Source organism: Succinivibrio dextrinosolvens (assembly GCF_900116345.1).
In the GTDB taxonomy this organism is placed as follows: Bacteria; Pseudomonadota; Gammaproteobacteria; order Enterobacterales; family Succinivibrionaceae; genus Succinivibrio; species Succinivibrio dextrinosolvens_B.
On record NZ_FPAH01000015.1, the window covers coordinates 1 to 21,011 of the forward strand.

Consider the following 21,011-nt stretch of genomic DNA (forward strand, 5'->3'; position numbering starts at 1 on the left):
AATGGGCTTTAAACCGTGGCCGTTCCCTGGCTTTAGAGCCAATCAGAGAAGATGAAAATCCTGAGAAGGTATATGCTGAAATTGAACGTACCGGATGGAGAACAGAAGGCAGCAGCAGAGTATTCTCCCTGGATGATATTGATGAGGATGATCCGGAAAACTACAACCGAATTTTTTATAAGGAGAAATATGTAATCATTACTCCTTCTGGAAATTCAAAAAATAAGGGAAAGACTTTAGAAGAAAGACTGATTGTAACCTACTCAATCAAGTACAAGCATTTCATGCAGCATAAACGACTGCTTACATTGAATAAAGCCAGTCGTATGATTGCTGCGAAAAACAGCAAAAAGATAGATTTAAAGGTTTCTGATAATGTCAGAAAATTCATTAAGACTTCTACCGTTGACTCTAAAGGTAAAGCCATTACCGACAGCGCTAACAGGTATTCTCTGGATGAGGCTGCAATCATAGAAGATTCAAGATACGATGGATTCTATGCTGTAAGTACCAATATCAGTCCTGAAGTTATGCCGGTTAAAGAAATTATTACTGTAAACAAAGGCAGATGGGAAATTGAAGAATCATTCATGATTATGAAAACTGAGATGCGATCACGTCCTGTCTATCTGCAGAACAGTGAACGAATCAAAGCCCATTTCACAACCTGCTTTATGGCTCTGCAGGTTCTTAGAATACTTGAGCAGAAACTAAACGAGAAGATGGGAAGGATTATCCCTATTCAGCAGCTAATCTCAACACTGCGCAAAATGCAGATCACCTCAATCGACAAGTACTACACAGGCACCTATACCAGAACTGATATTACTGATGGTTTATATGATTTGATGGGAATGAGATTTGACTGTGAACTACTCACAAAAGGAAAAATTGAGACCGCTAAAAAAATTTCAAAAAAAGTTTTAAAAAATTTATAAAGCCTCAAAAATATTGCTACTTTTAAAGTTATTAACTCTTTGAAGTTAATAACTTTTTAACTAAAACCTGTCAAAGACGAGTTGTATTTAAATGACAAATTGATTATTTTTTGGGAAAATTATTCAAAAATGTGGAAAGGATTACATTTGAAAAGAGAAAACCAAACACCTTCTCCACGAAAATAATCGGTTATGTGAAGCAGGTCAAAGAAACAGATACAGAGAAATTCTAATCGATTTTCTTCTCAAAATTCTTTTTGGTCCAGTCTGAAAGTGAAGATGCTCTTCTCTGGGCGACACTCATCTGAGACTCTCTGGTAACAGTTCCATCTGAAGCCTGACCATGAGAGGATCTTTCTTTGATGATTGCTTCGCCACGCTTACGGGCAAATTCCTGATTGAGCATGAACATGCGCTCTCTTTCCAGTTTTGATTTATTCTCTGAAAGGGAACTTATAATTGAGCTTTTTACTCGGTTTTCCATTTCCCGAGCAGTTTTGCTTTTCACGATATTACGATGAATCTCGACTCTGCGGTTATCGTATTCTTTGATGTAGGAAGCTGAAGGAGCCGCGTATTGTCTAGGATAGAGCCAAAGGCCAAGGCAGCTGATAAGGATCAGCAGAATCATATACAGCTTGACGAACTGTATAGTGTTGCGACTGTATTTCAAAACGGACTCCTAATATGTTCTAGTTCTTTATCATTCAAACGGAGAAGTATCCCCTGCTCCGTATCTCTTAATGCTTGGCATGCTATCCTCAAAAACCACAACTGTGGTTGGATTTGGTGCCAGAACACCTCCATCAACTATCAGATCGGTTATTGAGCCGATTTCATCATTTATTGTTACAGGGTCAGACTCTGCCAGCTCTCTGTCTGGAAGAATCAGGGTACTGCTCATAAGAGGCTCATCCAGCTCATCTAAAATCGCACTTAGAATTGCGTTATCAGGAACTCTGATGCCAATGGTTTTCTTTTTTTCATTCATCAGTCTTCTTGGCACCTCTTTGGTAGCAGGAAGAATGAAGGTATATGCTCCAGGGGTATTGTTCTTCAGCAGTCTGAAAACAGTATTGTCCACCTTCGCATAGGTTGAGATTTCACTTAAATCTCTGCACAGCAGAGTAAAGTTATGATGCTTATCAACCTGTCTGATTCTGGCAATTCTCTCCATTGCTGATTTCTGTTCAAGCATACAGCATAAGGCATAAGCTGAATCAGTTGGCAGAACGGCAACACCACCATCTCTTAAAATCTGACAAATCTGTTTTACAAATCTTACCTGAGGGTTATCAGGATGAATACTTATAAACTGCGCTGACATATTCTTCCCCCTTGCATCAACACAATGAGAAATTGCTGTCATTTTCAATACGCCACAAGGCAGTATCAAATCCATTGAGAACACAAAGGTTCTGCAATGTTCAACATACACTCATCGCTGATGAATTTATTGTTTTTATATTTTTTGAGTCTGAAAACTCATTCGTTATTCACAAAAAAGATGATATCCCTTCATATAAAGAGAAATCATCTCTTGCATATATATCAGTATTTTAACACATTTTTACTGATTATCGTCAGGATCATTCTGTAATGCAGGAGGCAACGATGCGGTTGACTCAACAACATCAGGAGAATTGTCCTCACCAAGGATACTGTTATCAAAAGGATCGTTCTCATCAACCTTCTCAACAGGCTTTTCTACTGGTTTTTCATCAATAGAGGTAGATTTAACGATACTCTTCTCAAGAGTTTCCAGATCAACCTTAGACTTAATCTCAGGAACTGCTGGTTCCTCCTCAACAGATTCGTAATTGATCTCAAGCAGATCAAAAATCTGCTGCAGAGGAATTCGTTCCTGAGGGATTCTTGCTCTCTTGCCGAACACGCCGGCAGCAAGCATGTTGTAAAGCATGGATTCCTGAACAGTTAGAGCCATGGAGGAATTGAGCTCCTGAATTTCAATATCATCAAAAGACCACAGATCCTTGTTGGCATCGAAAACTTCCTTGTTCAGGGTCAGGCTTACAGCATTAGGGATATAAACACGAATGTTGTTTATAACCGCAAAAGACCTCATTTCAACACCTGAAATATAGGTTACCTGTGATCTTGAAACCCAAGGGATTTTGCAGATATCTGCAATATTTGAAGAAAGCACCAGAATAACCACACCAGGAATATCTGGAATTGAAAGAGCTGTAGCAAGATCATCAAATAAAAGAACCTTGCGAGGCTTGATATCCAGCTTGCTTAACTCTCTGATAGGGATCCCGACATCTCTTAAACCGCCAACCTTGCTGCGCAGTACATTATCAAGGAAGATAGCTCTGATTGGCTGGGTTGGAGGAACCAGACCAAGCTGCAGCACATCCTTGCGCATAGGGTTTAAATCCAGATAATCACGCAGGAAATTCAGAATCAGAACACGGTGTGACTCAAACCATTCTGTATCGACACCGCGAACAGGAATCTGTCTAATCATCATGCCGGAATTGCGGTTCTGACACAGCCAGCGACAGACATCCACAAAGCGGACGAAATCAGCATCATCCAGACTTGTCAGATAATTGATGTTCTCCACACCGGAATCAATAAGATCAGGAAGCTTTAACTGAAGAGTATTCAGACGCATTTCAGCAGTATGATACTCAACCAGATGACCTGCCCAGGTTGCAATCTGATCAATCTTTTCAAAGACCAGATGAATAGGAACCTCAATTGTACCGATCTCAGGATAGGTCTTTTCAATGAAATCAACTTTTCCTGCAGTCAGTTCCTTGTGCCAGTCCTCACAGAAAGCTAAAAATTCATCCTTATTAGATAATACATCCTCATCTTTTGTAGGAGCACCAAGATAAATTCTTACAGGATCAACGGCTGATTTGGATTTTACAGAATCACTAAGCCAGTTAATTACCTTATTTCTATATAGTGCGTTTATTTCAGCACGGATGCTGTTACGTGTCTTCACAGTTTAGCTCCCTATACAAGTCACTTATTCTCACATAGATAATTATACAAATTTTACCTGTAACAAATTTGCGCTATATCAAGTAATTAAGAATTAATAGTGAAGGATTGGGACTTTTGTTACCTTTGTTATCTTTTGAAAACAAAGGAAAAAAGATAAAGAATAAGGTGAGAGCAATACAGAATCAGATAGGAAAATATGAATGGATATTATTCAGACTTTTGTGCTTCAGCTTTCTTCTGAATACGTCTTTCCCTGAAAAAATCAGATAGCATTTTTGAGCATTCATCTGCAAGAATACCGCCGATACACTCTACACTGTGATTATGTCTTGGATCGGACATGACATTAAAAACACTGCCGCAGGCACCGGTTTTCAAATCACTCGCACCGTAATATACCTTAGCGATTCTTGCGTGAATAATGGCACCCGAACACATGCAGCAGGGCTCTAAGGTTACATAGAGTGAAAGCCCCGGCATTCTGTAATTATTAAGGATATTACCGGCATTACGGATTGCAACCATCTCAGCATGGGCAGAGGGGTCATTATCAGTAATTGAGCGGTTGTATCCTGTGGAGATAACATTACCCTCAGCATCAGCTATAACACAGCCGACAGGAACCTCGCCTATTCTGTATGCCTCTTTAGCCATTTCCATGGCAAGACGCATCAGTTCTTCAGGTGTCTTCTGCAATTTTATTAAGCCACAAAACGCTGAACTATTATTGCGCCCCAGGTAAACAGGGTTACCCCCAAAGCAACAAATACAGCGGCTGAGCCTAAATCCTTTGCACGACCAGAAAGCTCGTGGAATTCAGAACCTATTCTGTCAACCACCGCTTCAACAGCAGAATTTAAAAGTTCGGTAATCACTACAATCCATGGAGTAATCACTAAAAGAACAAGTTCAACAGCAGAGTTGAAGATAAAGAAAGCGGCGACAGTCATAATCGCAGCTAAAACCAGTTCCTGACGGATTGCAGCCTCGTTTTCGATACCGGCCTTAAAGCCCTTCATGCTGTATTTATAAGCATTAAAAATTCTTACTAAACCTTTTTTCTGAACTTTTGCCATTTTCGATGTCTCCAAAAAAATCCGGACAATTATAGCACTTAAAGAGAAACAACAAGTCACTTTGAGTAGCCTCGGCAAAAAAAAGACTATAAAAAAAATAAGATTCTTATCAATTTTTCTAAAATTCTTTTACCTAGATCAAGCAAATAAACTCTTTGATACTTAATAAATTAAGAAAATAACTATATAATTCTAATGAGAAAAGTATCGCTTATAACAATAAAGATATCGGAACGAACTTTTATACCGAATTCAATCAAGCACATGTTGGACTCAATACACAAATGCAATTAAAGTCAAAGATTATCGCTGCAATCACTGTATGTTTTGTAACCATAGGTACAGGACTGAGCGTATACAATCAAGAGGTTGTGTTGCCAAAGGCTGTCAGCACCCAGTTTGACAACCAGAAAGACTACATTAAGGTTATCTATGATGCAGTTAAAAAACATGCATCAGCCATATCAGAGTCCGAGAATCAGAAATACGGTCCTTTCTTTTCAAAGATTAAAGACAGAGCATTTGATAAATTTCAGATTGATTCAAATAAGCAGGGCCTTCTGGATTATACCGCTTTCCCTTATTTTGCCCAGTCCAACGCAGATGAGCAGTTCTTTGTAACCACTCAGGATATTCCGGATGAAGAGAACTGTCTTGATATGTTCAAGGTTCCAAAAAAGAGTCATGAGACAGTTTTAAATAATCTTAAGGCTTTGAACGTCAATATTTCCTCCTACTGGTGCAAGATTGCCGAGAACAAAAAGTTCGTAGGCTACAGGCTTCACAACGATGCTGACAAGAATTTTATATACGTTAGAGTCATAGATGAGAATCTGGACTATAAGGAGCTGAATATCAATCAGTCTATCTCCAAGATTGATGTCTCAGAGATTATCAATGAGGATTCAGTAAACTCCTTTGCTGTAATGGATCCAACAAAAAAAGTTCTTTTAAGCTCCACGGATAAATTCAGCAGTGATGAAATTCCAAATGAAATGTTTAACGCTGCAAGAGAGAAAAATGAGATTCAGTTTGAAAGCAAATCCGATAAGGTTAAGCTTTTCACCCTGATTTATGATCCTGAATTTGATGTTTTTGTATCAGTTCAGACTCCAAAGGGTCTTTTAATCAAGCCTGCAATTACCGGAAACTTCATACTGGTTGGCCTGTGTCTTTTAGGTTTATTCGGACTTATTGGCTTTGCAATTAAGAATCTTGAGAATCTCAGAAAAGACATGAATGCAATCTCCAATAACATTGATGTAATCTCAACCAATATTCTTTCCGACCAGAGCAAGATGAACGAAATCCTCTCAAAGGTCGACAAATCAAAGATTTCCTTTGAACCACTCTCTAAGATTGTAAGCTCCGTAGACGGACTCGGACATTCTATAGTTGACACCGTAAGCGGAAAGATTAAAGAGCTTGAGGAAAAAAATATTGAGGACTGCAAGAATGCAGCCAAGCTTGCCCGCATTGATCTTATTACCACTATGCATCGTGATCTGATGCCAAGTGGAAAAGATATGCCAAATTCTAAATTTCTGGATATCGCCTCCTTTATCATGCCATCAAAGGAGAATCCATCTGATTTCTACGATGTATTCAGAGTTGATCAGGATAATATCGGTATTGTCTTTGGCTCCTGCTCAAAATCAGATACTAAAACCATTAGTGCAATCAGCACCTGTACAACCTTTGTGCGCAATGCACTGGTTAATGATACCAGACTACCAGGTGAAACCCTTACAGCTCTTAACAAGCTGTTTGCCCTAAAGCCTACTGAAGATTTCAATATTTCAATCTTTGTAATGATCCTAAGTGAGTTTACCGGTAACTTTATTTACTCTGTTGCAGGAAAGAAAACTCCTGTTCTGGTTCACCTTCACAAAGCTACAGTTTTAGAACCTAAGCTGATGCAGAGTGAACTGTGCTCCACCAAGGATACCGTCTATATCGACTCAAAGGGTAAATTCTCCTATCTTGATACTCTGGTATTTGTCGGCAAGGGAATTGATTCTGTTGTCAATGACAAGGATGAAGAGTTCGGAATGGAAAAGACTCTTGATATCTGTCAGCTCAAGTCAGATGAATCTGCCACTGACCAGCTGATTGCCCTGTACAAGGCCTCAAAGGAATTTACAGGCGAAAGAGAGAATGACGTGGATATCTGCGCAATTCTGGTTAAAAAGAACGCTAATAACAAGGAATTTGAAGAGGTGTAGGATTACATTTCTAATGAAAGTAAGGCTCTTGTATACACAGGAGCCTTTTTCATTTAGACATAGCCTGAAGAAATGTCTTTTACTTTATGAAAAAGACTTTCCTGAGTTTGAACTATGACACCTCAGGAAAATGATAGCTCAGAGCCTGAGGACAGTCCCAGACCTTCTTTAGATCTTTTGGAACTGAAAGTCCCAAGCCCAATTCTCTGAAAGGTCCTTCATTATGAAAATCAGAACCTAGAGAAGCCATAAAATCATACTTCTTACATAAGGAGGTCATGTAGTTGAGATCATTTTGACTCATCTGAGAACAGCCGACCTCCATCGCCTCACCGCCACAGGATTTAAAATACTCCATCAGCTCGCGAAGCTTGGTATTGGTCATTTCATATCGACGGGGATGAGCCAATACAGCTATACCACCGGATGACTTTATAGCATCACAGGCTACCGAAATATCCGGCCACTGGGTTTTGACATAACAGCTTTTCCCTTTTTTAAGATAATAGTTAAAAGCCTCATTGGTATCCTGTGCCCTGCCCATCTCTACAATATAGCGGGCGTAATTGCCTCGGGTTATTGAGGCACCATCAGCAGCTCGTCTACGGCATTCCTCATAGGCATTGGCAAAGCCCTGTCGCTCCAGCTTCGCTCCAATCTGACGGGCTCGTTCTTCACGGAAAACCTTCTGCCCTTCAAGATACTTTGTAAGACTTTGAGATTCAATATCAATAAAAAGTCCGACAATATGGATCTGATAACCATTCCACATGGTAGAAAGCTCAGCTCCAGGAATAAGTTCAAGTCTGCCTTCGGCAGCTTCCTTGGCCTCTTTAATACCTAGAACAGTATCATGATCAGTTAAAGCCAGATGAGTTAAACCTCTATCTAAAGCTCTCTGTACCAGCTCTGAAGGAGATAGAGCTCCGTCTGATGCCTTTGAATGGGAATGGAGATCGATTTTAGAAAATACAGCCGGCATTTAATCCTCGCTTAGCAACTCAAGTTCTTCCCATCTCTCATACAGAGCATCCAGTTCTTCAACCAGTTTTGCTCTCTCATCAGAGATTTCCTTTGCAGTTGCACCGCCATCTGTATAAATTGAAGGATCATTGAGCTTCTCATCCAAGACTGAAATCTTTTCCTCTAAAGCTTCAACCTTGGCAGGAATTTTTTCAAGCTCATGCTTCTGGGTGAAGGACAGTCCTGAGTTTTTCTTTTCAGATACGCCTGCATCAACTCTAACTACTCTGCCCTCAGTGGAGCTCTTATTCGCTGCAAGCTCTTTTTCAGCCTTATCCCTCTGAACACGCTCATAGTAGGAAAGCACATCAGACCAGCCACCGATTACTGACTCAATCTCGCCATTTCCATCAAATACCCAGGTTTCAGTTGCAACCTTATCGATAAACTGACGATCATGGCTGATGACAATTACTGTACCCTCGTAATTGGATATCAGATCCTCTAAAAGCTCCAGAGTCTCAAGATCAAGATCGTTGGTAGGCTCATCCATAATCAGAAGATTGGACTTTTTGGCAAAGAGTCTGGCTAACAGCAGACGGTTCTTCTCACCACCGGATAAAACACGTACAGGACTTCTGGCACGACGTCCGGTGAAAAGAAAATTAGCAAGATATGAAATTACATGCTTGCTCTTTCCGTTGATGGTAACCTCGGTATGACCATCAGCAACATTGTCTGCCACACTCTTGTCCAGATCTAGTGCCTCATGGTACTGATCAAAATACTGTATCTCAAGATTAACACCGGTCTTGATTTTACCCAGTGTTGGCTTAATCTGTCCTAAAAGGGTTTTAATGAAAGTTGTCTTGCCGGCACCGTTAGGTCCGGTGATTCCGATGCGGTCACCACGCATAACAGTGGCAGAGAAATTCTTAATAATATCTCTACCGTCAAAACTTAAGGAGATATCCTTAATCTCATAGATAAGGTTGCCGCTGCGGGCAGCCTCATTAGCCTCCATAATAACGTTGCCTAGTCTGTCACGACGGTTGGCACGTACTTCGCGGAGATGTTTTAAGTCTCGAACACGACCTTCATTTCGGGCAAGACGAGCTTTAACACCACGTCTGATCCAGGCTTCCTCTTCGGCAAGGATCTTGTCAAACTCGATATTGGCAAGCTCTTCCTTTCTTAATCTCTCATCACGCAGTTCAATGTACTTTGAGAAACTGCCAGGATAAGAGTACATAAGCCCGCGGTCAAGTTCCACAATTCTTGTGGCACAGCTGTCAGCAAAGGAGCGATCGTGAGTTACAAAGATAATAGTTCCGTCGAACTTCTTAAGCTCTTCTTCAAACCAGAGAATAGATTCAATATCCAGATGGTTGGTTGGCTCATCTAAAAGCAGCAGCTTAGGCTCTGAGGTTAACGCCACAGCAAGAGCGGCTTTACGTCTGTTGCCTCCGGAAAGATCGGCAAGAGGTGTATCCGGATCAAGTCCGATACGGTTTAAAACCTTTTTTATAACCGCATCCTTAGCCCAGCCGTCATGCTTATCAATGAATGATGACAGCTCCATCTGCTCATGAGGATCGGTACAGCAGAAGAATTTTGCTAGAGCCTCTCCTACAACAGGAACGCCTGTTGCAGCAAGCGAATAGACAGTACCGCATTCATATTTTGGAGGATCCTGATGCAGTGCTGCTATCTTAAGGCCGTTCTGAATAATGATTCGTCCAGAATCGAGTTCGCGTCGACCTTCAATTAACGATAGCAGGGTGGATTTTCCGGTACCATTACGACCGACCAGACAGATCCTCTCGTTTTCCTCAACAGAAAGATCTGCCCCGTCTAAAAGTTTATCAGCACCGTTTGTAAGATGAGCATCAATAATAGAAATCAGGCTCATTACAGATCCTTAATTCCGTCAGGACCGAATACACGAGGCTTACGTTTAGGAGTTCTGCTCTTTGAACCAAAGCCGCGATTATTATCCTTACGATCCTTGGAGAATCTGCCAGTCTTTCCTTCCTCAAAACGGTTTCTGCGAGGAGCTGCGCCGTTAAACTCAGAATCAGAACGAGTAAATCTGCCCTGCTTCTGAGACTTGTAAGAGGAATTTGAAGTCTTCGCATTACCCCATACCTTGTTGGTCAGAGTTTCTCTTACAGATTCCTCATAATCATTTCTGTCGGTATAGTCGTGGAAGGTCTCATTCTTGACGGTAAGACTCTTCTGCCACTTAGGAGCAGACTTGCCGGAGGTCATAGGTTCAGGCTGTTTGAGCATATCTGCCTTGGTGAATACCAGTCGATAGCAGGTATGAATTTTCTTGTCACGGGCAAAATCACGAGGCAGAGTCTTCTCTGAGATATTCTCAAAGCTGAAACCGTACTCGGCAATAGACTCATCCAGAGTGAATCCTCTCATATTGTTGCAGAAGATCACTTCACCGCCGTCATTCAGATGACGGGTAAGATTTGCTAGTAGAGCCACATGATCACGTTTAACATCAAAGGATGATTCCATTCTCTTTGAATTTGAGAAGGTTGGAGGATCGATATAGATTAAATCAAACTTCTCCTCCTGATCCTTTGACAGCCAGGCAAGACAGTCTGCCTGAATAAATTCAGCCTTATCAAGAGACAGAGAATTGAGTCTGAAGTTATCCATACCCCAGTTCAGATAAGTGTTGCTCATATCCACAGACACAACACGGGAAGCTCCGCCTAACGCAGCAGCAACTGAGGCTGAACAGGTATAGGCAAAGAGGTTCAGAACAGACTTGTCCTTTGACTTTTCACGGATAAGCTTACGGATAAGTCTGCCATCTAGGAACAGACCGGTATCCAGATAGTCATAGAGGTTAACCTTAAATAAGGCGTTATCCTCATTCACAGTTAAAAATTCGCCACGCTGTTCCTCTGACTTTTCATACTGTTTATCACCAGACATAACCTCGCGGTTCTTTAGAATTACCTTATCACCGCTTACCCCTGCAACTTCAACGGTAGCACTGAGCATATCCAGCTCATGGCGTTTGGCAACACGAGGATTGACCTTGGCAGGAGCCTTGTAGGCCTGAATTACGTAGTAGCCGTTGTAGTAATCAATAGCAGCAGAATACTCAGGAACGTCAGCATCATAGACTCGATAGGCATTGGTATTTACGTTCTTGGCCCATTTCTGCATATAGGCAAGATTCTTTTTGAGGCGGTTGGCAAAATCTGTAGCAATGGCAAGATTCTTCTCTTCCTTTACGCTTAGAGTCTCGGTCTCATTGATATCAAATACTCTCAGCTGACACTCAAGCTCACCGTTGTAGAGTTTGTAAACCTTGTCGGCGTGAAGACGCATACAGGACAAAAGTTCTGCAGAGGTTGAAATAACAGCTGCTCTTGCGCCTTTGAAATAGTGTTTAAAACCGGCACCAATCTGAGTATACAGAGAAATAAGCTCATTGAAGTTACCCATTCTCTTTCCGTAAGGAGGGTTAGTAACAATGGTAACCTTATTCTCATTGGTAAATGGATTGTAAAGATTCTGCACATTGCTGTGGTATACCCTTACAAGATCGGCAAAACCGGCTTTCTGAGCATTCTCATTAGCAATAGCAACAATTCGGTCATCAAGGTCAAAACCTATAATCTGAATTCCCTTGGCAACAGCTGTTTCAATACCCTTGCGGCTACGCTCACGGGCATCTTCCACAAGCTTTAGCCAGACTTCGCGGTCAAACTGCTTTAAGGCAAAGAAGCCAAAATGCTCACGGCGAAGACCTGGAGCAGTATCAGTTGCAAAAGATGCAGCCTCAAATAACAGGGTACCTGAACCGCACATAGGATCAAGGAAATTCTCATTGTTGTAGCCTGAACGCTTAATCATGGCAGCAGCAAGATTTTCCTTCAAGGGAGCTGCACCGGTACCACGGTGATATTCTCTCTTCAAAAGAGCCTTGCCAGAAAGATCTAAAAGAATATTGGCACTGCCCTTCTTGTCCAGATGACAGTTGATAACTACATCAGGATTATCCTTATCCACATCTGGTCTTCCGCCCAATGACTTCTGCATACGGTCGCAGATGGCATCCTTAACCTTCAGGGCACCGTATTGGGTATTGCGGATTGAGGAATTGGTTCCGGAAAAACTTACGGAAATGGTATTGCTCTTATCGAAGTATTTTTCCCAGGCAACACCGTTGGCACCGATATAAAGTTCGGTATCGGTCTCGCAGAAGAACTCTGATAATTCAAGGAGAATACGGGATGCGAAACGTGACCACAGACAGGCCTTCATACCGGTGGTGAAATCACCTTTGAAAGACACACCTGCTACGGTTTCCTTAGCATCCTTAGCGCCTAAATCAATAAGTTCATTAAGTAAAAGACTTTCCAATCCCTTAGGACAGGTCGCAAAAAAAGATAATGCCATGAATATAATGCTCCATTAAAACTGACTACATTATACTTGCATATACCTTATTTATGTGAATTTTTTTGTCTTTACTCCTAGAAAACGGATGGGAAAAGAATATGGATAGGCACCAGTACAAACAGAAACTTGATGTTGTATTTGGTGAATTTTCTCAGGTAATAAAGAGGTCTTGAGCCATCCACCTTCATATAGGCCTTAAGTGAAATAAGGCTTGCCATTGAAGCAACACAGGTTCCCATACCGCCGACATTCACACCCTTTAAAAGACTATCAGAATCCAAGGCAAACTCAGCAAGCATTACAGTAGCAGGAACATTGCTGATTATCTGAGAAAGGGACAGGGACACAAAATACTCGTAGTTTTTAACAAAGTGATGAGCAACATCCGCAACCATGGCATAGGTGCAGATATTACTTACGAATATAAAGAGAAATACAAACAGGAGCAGCAGTTTGTAGTCAGCCTGACGGAACATCTTTCTGTCTACGACAGCAACTGAACACACCACAATCCAGGCCATGGAGTAGACATCTATGATTCTTAAAACCGCCATGAGGCAAAGCACGAACAGCATAATAAAGGCTATGGTTCGAAAAGGCTTAAAAGGAGTGGTCAGCTGTTCCTTAAGCTTTAGGGGGCTTTTATCAATAAACAGCGTAAAGATATATAAAAGAACAGCACAGACTGTAAAGACTGGACCTGTAACCTTTACAAACTCCAGAAGATCGTAATGATAGAAACTATATATAAAAAGGTTCTGAGGATTACCGACAGGAGTGAGCATACTTCCAGCATTAGCACCGATAGTCTGCAGAGAAACCACAGGAATAATCAGATCGTCACGGCCTAAATCCTGCAGTGCCTTAATGGCCAGAGGCACAAAGATAATCAGAGCCACATCATTGGTCACTGCCATTGAAAAAAAGAAACAGACAAAGATAAACAGTCTTGAAAGCGATCTTGCATCGTATACAAATATGAAACACTTCTTATATAGGTAATCAAGAACACCGAGCTTTCTGAAACCGGCAACCACAATCATAAGACAGAACAGCAGAACCAGAATTCTGAGATTAAGACCTTCTTCGATTCGGCTTAAGGTTACGTTAGGACCAAAGGATGAGATCACAGCAAGAATCAGAGCAATGTTCAGATCAAGATTCTTTTTAAAATAATACAGTAAAAGCTTCATATCACACACCAAAAATCAGTGTGCAAAGTATATAGCAAAATACGAAAGACGGCTTAATAAATTAAAAATATCAATTCAGTGTACTTATTTCGTGATCAGTTTCATAAAATAAAGTAAATATTTTATATTTTCTACAGTCATTTCTGAACACTATAAATACGCTCTTATCTTATACAATGACTTTGTTTTATAAAGAGTTTTTAATTTTATCCGGGATTAACATTACTTTTAACAGGTCAATTCTGTATATATAAATCCAAAATTGTTCACTATTTAACGCAAAATAAAAAATGTATACTCTGCGCATAATATGGTTAATGGAGTGTATAAGAAATGAAATTAAACTGGTGGCATGGAAAAATTGCATATCAGATTTATCCAAAATCCTTTATGGATAGCAATGGTGATGGTGTAGGTGATCTTAAGGGAATTATCTCTAAGCTTGACTACCTGAAAGACCTTGGTGTAGACATCATCTGGTTATCACCTATATATGTCTCTCCTTTTGTTGATAATGGATATGACATTGCTGACTATCGCAATATTGCTCCGGTTTTCGGAACCATGGAAGACTTTGATGAGCTTTTAGCCAAGGCAAAGAAACTGGATCTGCATATTATTCTTGATCTGGTTGTAAATCACTGTTCTTCAGAGCATGAGCTCTTTAAGAAGGCACTTAAGAATCCTGAGAGTGAAGAAGCTTCATACTTCTACTTTGTTAAAGGCAAGGATGGCAAGGCTCCTGATAATCTTCGCTCCTATTTCGGCGGTTCTGTATGGGAGAAGGTAGAAGGTTACGATGACATGTACTACCTTCACTACTACGCAAAGCAGCAGCCTGATTTGAACTGGAACAATCCAGTGCTGGTAAAGAAAGTCTACGACATGATCAACTGGTGGCTTGATAAGGGAATTTCAGGCTTCCGTGTTGACGCTATCATGAATGTGGCCAAGGACTTATCCTTCCCAGGACTTCCTGCAGATGACATCGACGGTCTATGTGCAGCCAACAAGATGACCGGCAAACTGACCAACAGAATTCCTAAGATGTTAAACGATCTTAAGGCTAACACCTTTGATAAGTACAACGCTCTGACTGTAGCAGAGGCTTTTGGTGTAAGCGATGAGGTTCTACCAAAGCTTTACGGCGATAACGGCTGTTTTTCAACACTGTTTGATTTCTCTGCCCGTGAGCTTTACGAATCTCTGCCAGGTTATTATGCATTCCCTCATTCAACAGTTAAACACTACAGGGACCATAACTTCTCAACTCAGAAAAAGGTTGGTTTAAGCGGCTTTATCTGCCCTATCCTGGAAAATCATGATGAGCCTCGTTCAGTAAGTCTGTACTTAAAGCCTCATCAGCAGAATGCCAACGGTGCCAAGGCACTGGCTACCGCCTTCATGTTCCTGCGCGGACTTCCATTTATCTTCCAGGGACAGGAACTTGGTATGACCAACACTCATTTTGATTCACTTGATGAGTTTAAGGATCTTCTGTCCCACGACGAATACAAAAAATGCCTTGCTCACGGCTTAACTGAAGAACAGGCCATGGAGGCTCTGAACAATCACGCCCGTGACAATGCAAGAACACCTATGCTGTGGAGCGATGCTGCTAATGCAGGTTTCTCTACCGGCACACCTTGGATGAAAGTTCATCAGGACTACAAAAAACTGAATGTAGAAACCCAGAAAAAGGATAAAGACTCAGTTCTTAACTACTATAAGAAACTGACTGCTCTAAGAAAGTCTGAGGACCTCTTAAACTGCTTTACTTATGGTCGTTTTGACGAAGTTGATCTGCATTCAGATGAAGTAATTGCATACACCCGAACCGATGATAACTGTAAGGTTGGAGTTTTCTGCAACTTTGAGGATTCCGATCTTGAGATTTCTTTAGGTGAAGGCGAAAAATTACTTTTACAGAGTTCTGATGCTGTCAGAGTTTCAGGCAACAGGCTCGTAATCGGCCCTTGTGCTGCAGCAGTAGTAAGATTGAAATAAATATTTTTAAAGGAGTAATAAAATGGTTATTGAAGCATTAAAAAACCGTGCCGATAAACCACTTCCAATTGGTGTAACTGAAAAGGTTGCATATGGTCTTGGAGATTTTGCAAGCTGCATGCTTTATGTGGCTACACAGGCTTTCCTGATGTTCTACTATACCGAGTACGTTGGAGTTAACGTTGGTATAGTTGCAACCATCATGCTGGTTTCAAGATTATTTGACGGTTTCTCAGATATCTTTGTGGGGCATCTGATAGAAAGAACCGAATCCCCTTACGGTAAAGCCAGAGCCTGGATCTTAAGAATGCTAGTTCCTTACGTTCTTGGTGCTACCCTGCTGTTCTCCGTACCTGAAGGTTTAGGTGAGACAGCAAAACTTATTTATATTTTCTTCTCATACAACTTTGCTATTACTGTAGTTTACACTGCAATCAATCTTCCTTACGGCGCAATGAGTACCATGATGACCAGAGACAGTTACGAGAGATCTGTAATTGTTATCTACAGAATGGTGCTCGCGGCTGCAGGAAATGCAACCATTACAGCTGTAACCATGCCTCTGGTTAACTTCTATGGCAATAACACCCGTGCATGGACCTATACCTTCCTGACCATCGGTTTGGTTGGTGCGGCAGTATTCTTTGTAACCTTCTTCTTCTGTCATGAGCGAATTGCCTCCCCAGTTCCTGCTCCAGAACAGCGCGACTTCAAGAAAGCAATGAAAGGACTGTTCGCAAACCGCTACTGGTTAATGCTTACTCTGGCTATGGTCTTCGTAGTTACCTCAGATGTTACCTTCAATACTGTAAACATCTATTTCTGCAAGTACTTCCTGAATGATCCTGAGCTGGTTGGATCTTACGGTCTGCTGGTTAACGCAGGAAGATTCTCTACCATGATTCTTCTGCTTCCTTTCATGCTGAAGATTGCAGGCAAGAGAAACTGTTTGCTGATGGCATGTGTAATGCTGTGTCTTGCAATGGGAATCAGATTTATCTTCCCTCACTCAGTTACAGCCTTCTACGTAACCTCATTATTCTATGGCTTTGGTCAGGGTTTCACCTGGACAACTCTGTTTGCTATGATTCCAGATACTGTTGAGTATGGTGAGTACCGTGACGGTGAACGTCATGAGGGATACATCTATGCAGGTGCTTCATTCGGAACCAAGGTTGGTGCCGGTTTAGGTCCTGTGCTAATGGGCTTTGTGCTAGACTTCGGTGGTTATGTGCCAAATGCTGTTGAGCAGACTGCTACTGCAAGCACTGCAATTCTGTGGACAAGCACCGTGCTGCCAATCGCAATTCTGGCATTAGGTATCATTTCTATGCTAGGCTACAAGCTGGATAAGGAATATCCAGAAATCATCAAAGCTCTTGATGAAAGAAAGAACGCCACTGTAGAAGCAGAATAATCGGAGACATAATCTTGACCACCGTTTTAGAAATAGAAAATCTTAAGGAATCTCTTAACCGAGGCGATATTAAATTCCCTCTTGAGAGCTACGTGTGGTCAGGATATAACTTTGATAACAATATAAAAATGCATTGGCACAGTGATGTGGAGCTGGTTCGCTTTATAAAGGGAGAATTCAGTTACACCATAAAAATGCAGGAATATAAAATAAAAGACAGAGCAATTGCATTTATCCCTGCCAATGTACTTCATTCTTTTATTCTTCCTTCTTATTCGTCCGAAAGTGCAGTGGTTTTCAATCCGAAAATGCTGCCTTTCAGTGAGTATGACGAGAACGAAAGTGCTTTAAGCAAAGCACTTATCAAAGGATACACATCCCTATATAATCCGATAACACCAGATGATCCGGATTTTGAATACCTTGATGAAGCTATTGACTACATAGTCAATAAATCAAAAGACAATTCTGTCTGTTCAAGACTTAGAATCAAATCTAAGCTGATTGAAATCTTTGCAATTCTGCAGAGCAAAGGTTATTTCTCAGATGAAGCTGTTTCTTCAGACAGCTCCTTCATGCAGCGAGAAGATCGAGTAAAGCTTCTGCTCAAATATATATCAGAGAATTACCCTAAGAATATCACTGTGAACGAAACCGCTGAAAAGCTTGGATTTACTACAGAGTATTTCTGCAGATTCTTCAAGAAGAATTTTGGTGAGAGTTTCATTGATTATCTCAATGACTATAGAATGGATCGTGCGGCGCAGGCTCTACTGCTAACAAATCTTCCGATTGCCAAAATCGGTGAAAATTGCGGATATCAGAATTCTGGTTATTTTTTTAGAGTGTTCAAAAAGAAATTCGGGTGCACACCAAATCAGTTCAGAACATTAAAGTCTACAAAGAGCTAGAGTTTAAAGCTCATCTAGGGAGTCCTTTCGGTTTAAGATCTTCTTAAAAGCGAATAAACCTGATAACTCCATCTTTACATAAAAACAAAATCTTTTGGTCATTTTCAAATCTCTCAAAAAAGAAACTTTGTACAGACATGCCATACAAAGTTATCAAACAAACACAAGAACTTTTGTAATTTCAAGAGGATAACCTCTTGTTTCTCTCCTGAGATTTGGCTCACTGGCCGGTTTAATAATCCGTCTAAATAACTTAACGGACGGAGAGAAAATTCCTTTAGTAAAAATTTTAAAAGATTTTAACTATTTGTTTTCTAAAGACATATTGTCATATATGGAGGAATACAGAGAATGTCATCTTTTATACTCAGATTCTTAGGATGTATGACATAGCACCCACCGATCCTCTTACTATATTTTTCCTTAAAACGAGTAAGTGACTTAGTTGTGTATCTTTTTCCTGATTTAACCTCTATAGGAAAAGTCTTGTATGTCAGCTTACTGTTATTGGAAATGAGGAAATCTATCTCTATATCGTTTCTATGTTTTTCTTCATTATATCTCGTATAGAAAAAGAGTTTATGGCCATTTGCAGTTAACATTTGGGCAATCATGTTCTCATATAGCATTCCTTCATTTAAGGATAGTTTATCCATCAGTATCTGTTTGTAGACTTCATTCTCCAATATTTCATTTTCATTAAACGCATGAGAAACTAGTAGTCCGGTGTCACTCATATAACATTTAATATAAGTTTCAGAGGCATTTAAAGAAGGCGCTATATTAGGATCATCTGTCTTTCTGCATTCATTAACAATCATACTGTCAGTAAGCCAGAAAAAAGTCTCAGCATATTGTTCAGCAAAGGATCCTTCAATAATATTGCTGAAAACAACTCTCTTTTCATGTTTTGATAAAAGAGCTGGCAACATATCATATAAGGAAATAACTCTAGATCTGTACATAGCTTTGATCTTCATTATGTCCTCACGATATAGATTAAGTATATTTCTCTTAACTCGGTCAACCTCACCCAAATTCTTATTTGAATCTATATAGGTCATAACTGCCTGAGGCATGCCACCTACAAGCATATATTCACGAAATAACTGCATTGCCTTTTCATGAATACCTTTCTCTAAAGGAACTTTCTTCTCAAAACAATCTTTGATATAGGAAACAATCGGCTTATTTCCAAGTGCAATACAAAATTCTTCAAAATCCATCGGATACATTTTTAATGCACGTTCCTCCGATGGAATAACAATATCCTTAATGTTTTCTCTGATGGAAATAAGAGAACCTGTTTCTATGTAATCATATCTTCCATCTGCTACAAGATACTTAATCATTTCTCTTGCAGTTGGGAAACGTTGAACCTCATCAAAAATAATCAGACTTTTTCTCTCTTTAAGTTCTACTCCATAGACATTCTGAAGCATCATAAATAGAGTGTTTAGATCATTATTAAACCTTACAAAATATTGTTTGATTTCATCAGATGTTCGAGCAAAATCAATCAAAAGAAAACTCTCATATTCTTTTTTAGCAAATTCCTGAACTATAGTTGATTTACCGATTCGTCTCGCACCTTCTATTAATAAAGCTTCTTTGCCTTCAAATTTTTTCCATTCCAAAAGAGAATCATAAATCTTTCTATTAAAAATCAATTTAATACTCCAGGTTTTCTATTTTTCTGCAAATAATACGCAGGTTGCTTGTTGTTATACTTTTGGTATATACGCAGTTTAATTATAAGCAGTCTTTGGTGTATGCGCAATTTAATTTCTTTTAAACTTTGGTGTATACGCAGTTTCATTTTTCATAAATTTTGGTGTATGCGCAGTTTCATTTTTCACAAACTTTGGTGTATGCGCAGTTTCATTTTTCATAATTGTAGTAGTTGTAGTAGTCAAGAAAAGTAGACATGAAAAAAACTTTTTATTGCATTTCTTTTTCAAAAGTGGACACGGGCCAAATTTTTTTAATTTTTTGTTTTTCAAAAGTAGACATGAGGGACTTTTTCTAGCAGTTTTCTTTTCCAAAAGTGGACACACCTTCTGAAGCTGTGTGTTTGCGCCTTTTCTGAACAAACTATGGTTCCTCTGTCAGAATCCTTTTTTCAAAAGTGTTTTTCTTTTCAATTTCCCCCAGTAGTCAAGATAAAGTAGACAAGAAAAACTATTTTCTGATTATCTTTTCCCCAAAAAAATATCATTTCGTTAAATGATCTCTTAACAGCATAATAAATCACTAATTTTCTTTATCGATAATAAAAACATAGATAACTTTAAAACACACAAACTTTTTATTATCGTGGGCTACTGCTATGAAATACCAGACAAAACTATTCTCAAACATCCTAAAGAAAATTAAATCCCAGTTCGATTACGACAATTTCCAGCCACAGAAAGTAATCGACAAAATCAACGGTAAGAAGGACCTATACATTGTTCCGGTAGATGAGGAATTCGATCCTGAGCTGAAAATTAAAAAGGATGTTGTAGGGATCCTGGAAAAGAACAGAGACGAAATTCTATCAAAGCTGATTAAATACTGGGATGATACTAAGGATAAGGCAGAGTTATTCAAATGGAAAATTGATTTCCCTTTAAATTCCTTAATCGGCGTGAAGTTTTCTGATTCAATTTCAGAGTCTAAATTTCAGTTTAAATCTGAGGAGCTGGTGAATGATACTGCTACTACCTGGTTTAAGGCCAAGCTTAACATCATTGACACCAATATGCAGGTTAAGGTTTCTGCTATGCCTTCAGTAAACGAACTTGTTTTAGAGGCTGCAGTTTAAATAGGACAATACTGAGGTTAACTCAAAATTGAAATGACATTTACGAAAAAGGCTTT

16 protein-coding genes are annotated in these 21,011 nt (G+C 39.9%); 6 read left to right on the plus strand and 10 right to left on the minus strand.

Going from position 1 to position 21,011, the window contains the following annotated elements:
- On the plus strand, window positions 1–938 hold a 938-nt coding region (locus BM308_RS06330; protein ID WP_143098577.1), incomplete at its 5' end, for an IS1634 family transposase.
- Between the two features lie 229 nt (window positions 939–1,167).
- On the opposite strand, the gene BM308_RS06335 is transcribed toward BM308_RS06330, so the two are convergent.
- From BM308_RS06335 to BM308_RS06355, 5 genes are all read right to left on the minus strand, one after another.
- Window positions 1,168–1,611: a hypothetical protein gene (locus tag BM308_RS06335; protein WP_074943817.1), complete on the minus strand. Its 444-nt coding sequence runs from the start codon at window positions 1,609–1,611 to the stop codon at window positions 1,168–1,170.
- Window positions 1,612–1,641: 30 nt separating this feature from the next.
- Window positions 1,642–2,307 (minus strand): L-threonylcarbamoyladenylate synthase, encoded by a 666-nt coding sequence (locus tag BM308_RS06340; RefSeq protein ID WP_373604442.1) that lies wholly within the window; start codon window positions 2,305–2,307, stop codon window positions 1,642–1,644.
- A 201-nt stretch (window positions 2,308–2,508) separates the two neighbouring features.
- Complete coding sequence (locus BM308_RS06345; protein ID WP_074943821.1) at window positions 2,509–3,918, minus strand: DUF3322 domain-containing protein; 1,410 nt, start codon at window positions 3,916–3,918, stop codon at window positions 2,509–2,511.
- A 209-nt stretch (window positions 3,919–4,127) separates the two neighbouring features.
- Window positions 4,128–4,616: a tRNA adenosine(34) deaminase TadA gene (gene tadA, locus BM308_RS06350; protein ID WP_306705582.1), complete on the minus strand. Its 489-nt coding sequence runs from the start codon at window positions 4,614–4,616 to the stop codon at window positions 4,128–4,130.
- Between the two features lie 5 nt (window positions 4,617–4,621).
- Window positions 4,622–4,996, minus strand: coding sequence for a diacylglycerol kinase (locus tag BM308_RS06355; protein ID WP_074943822.1), 375 nt, complete (start codon window positions 4,994–4,996; stop codon window positions 4,622–4,624).
- A 284-nt stretch (window positions 4,997–5,280) separates the two neighbouring features.
- Here BM308_RS06355 and BM308_RS06360 point away from each other — a divergent pair, with 284 nt between their 5' ends.
- Entirely contained in the window at window positions 5,281–7,221 is a 1,941-nt protein-coding gene (locus BM308_RS06360) for a PP2C family protein-serine/threonine phosphatase (protein WP_074943824.1), read from the plus strand.
- Between the two features lie 112 nt (window positions 7,222–7,333).
- Here the strand turns inward: BM308_RS06360 and BM308_RS06365 are convergent, their stop codons facing one another.
- The 4 genes from BM308_RS06365 to BM308_RS06380 all read right to left on the minus strand — a co-directional run bounded on the left by BM308_RS06365 (window position 7,334) and on the right by BM308_RS06380 (window position 13,814).
- Window positions 7,334–8,203, minus strand: coding sequence for a PHP domain-containing protein (locus BM308_RS06365; protein ID WP_074943826.1), 870 nt, complete (start codon window positions 8,201–8,203; stop codon window positions 7,334–7,336).
- Window positions 8,204–10,096 carry an ATP-binding cassette domain-containing protein gene (locus BM308_RS06370; protein ID WP_074943828.1) on the minus strand — a complete coding sequence of 631 codons (1,893 nt, stop codon included), beginning with the start codon at window positions 10,094–10,096 and terminating at the stop codon, window positions 8,204–8,206.
- A complete protein-coding gene (rlmKL, locus tag BM308_RS06375) occupies window positions 10,096–12,618 on the minus strand; it encodes a bifunctional 23S rRNA (guanine(2069)-N(7))-methyltransferase RlmK/23S rRNA (guanine(2445)-N(2))-methyltransferase RlmL (RefSeq protein WP_074943830.1) in 2,523 nt (840 codons plus the stop codon). The genes BM308_RS06370 and rlmKL overlap by 1 nt, the downstream gene beginning before the upstream one ends.
- 77 nt (window positions 12,619–12,695) lie before the next feature.
- Window positions 12,696–13,814: an SLC13 family permease gene (locus BM308_RS06380; protein ID WP_074943832.1), complete on the minus strand. Its 1,119-nt coding sequence runs from the start codon at window positions 13,812–13,814 to the stop codon at window positions 12,696–12,698.
- A gap of 333 nt (window positions 13,815–14,147) precedes the next feature.
- Between BM308_RS06380 and BM308_RS06385 the strand changes: the two genes are divergently transcribed.
- From BM308_RS06385 to BM308_RS06395, 3 genes are read left to right on the plus strand one after another with little or no spacing between them, the layout of a single operon-like run.
- Window positions 14,148–15,821 (plus strand): alpha-glucosidase, encoded by a 1,674-nt coding sequence (locus tag BM308_RS06385; protein ID WP_074943834.1) that lies wholly within the window; start codon window positions 14,148–14,150, stop codon window positions 15,819–15,821.
- Between the two features lie 22 nt (window positions 15,822–15,843).
- Window positions 15,844–17,238 (plus strand): MFS transporter, encoded by a 1,395-nt coding sequence (locus BM308_RS06390; RefSeq protein WP_074943836.1) that lies wholly within the window; start codon window positions 15,844–15,846, stop codon window positions 17,236–17,238.
- A gap of 14 nt (window positions 17,239–17,252) precedes the next feature.
- Complete coding sequence (locus BM308_RS06395) at window positions 17,253–18,149, plus strand: AraC family transcriptional regulator (protein WP_074943838.1); 897 nt, start codon at window positions 17,253–17,255, stop codon at window positions 18,147–18,149.
- A 314-nt stretch (window positions 18,150–18,463) separates the two neighbouring features.
- On the opposite strand, the gene BM308_RS06400 is transcribed toward BM308_RS06395, so the two are convergent.
- Window positions 18,464–19,819 carry an ATP-binding protein gene (locus BM308_RS06400; RefSeq protein ID WP_074943841.1) on the minus strand — a complete coding sequence of 452 codons (1,356 nt, stop codon included), beginning with the start codon at window positions 19,817–19,819 and terminating at the stop codon, window positions 18,464–18,466.
- 659 nt (window positions 19,820–20,478) lie between these two features.
- Here BM308_RS06400 and BM308_RS06410 point away from each other — a divergent pair.
- Window positions 20,479–20,955 (plus strand): hypothetical protein, encoded by a 477-nt coding sequence (locus BM308_RS06410; RefSeq protein ID WP_074943844.1) that lies wholly within the window; start codon window positions 20,479–20,481, stop codon window positions 20,953–20,955.
- The last annotated feature ends 56 nt before the right edge of the window (window positions 20,956–21,011 follow it).

Bases quoted from the DNA above. Each gene is read 5' to 3' on its own strand.
- BM308_RS06340 (WP_373604442.1), bottom strand. From the start codon at position 2,307: ATGACAGCAATTTCTCATTGTGTTGATGCAAGGGGGAAGAATATGTCA.
- BM308_RS06355 (WP_074943822.1), bottom strand. From the start codon at position 4,996: ATGGCAAAAGTTCAGAAAAAAGGTTTAGTAAGAATTTTTAATGCTTAT.
- BM308_RS06360 (WP_074943824.1), top strand. From the start codon at position 5,281: ATGCAATTAAAGTCAAAGATTATCGCTGCAATCACTGTATGTTTTGTA.
- BM308_RS06365 (WP_074943826.1), bottom strand. From the start codon at position 8,203: ATGCCGGCTGTATTTTCTAAAATCGATCTCCATTCCCATTCAAAGGCA.
- BM308_RS06370 (WP_074943828.1), bottom strand. From the start codon at position 10,096: ATGAGCCTGATTTCTATTATTGATGCTCATCTTACAAACGGTGCTGAT.
- rlmKL (WP_074943830.1), bottom strand. From the start codon at position 12,618: ATGGCATTATCTTTTTTTGCGACCTGTCCTAAGGGATTGGAAAGTCTT.
- BM308_RS06380 (WP_074943832.1), bottom strand. From the start codon at position 13,814: ATGAAGCTTTTACTGTATTATTTTAAAAAGAATCTTGATCTGAACATT.
- BM308_RS06385 (WP_074943834.1), top strand. From the start codon at position 14,148: ATGAAATTAAACTGGTGGCATGGAAAAATTGCATATCAGATTTATCCA.
- BM308_RS06390 (WP_074943836.1), top strand. From the start codon at position 15,844: ATGGTTATTGAAGCATTAAAAAACCGTGCCGATAAACCACTTCCAATT.
- BM308_RS06410 (WP_074943844.1), top strand. From the start codon at position 20,479: ATGAAATACCAGACAAAACTATTCTCAAACATCCTAAAGAAAATTAAA.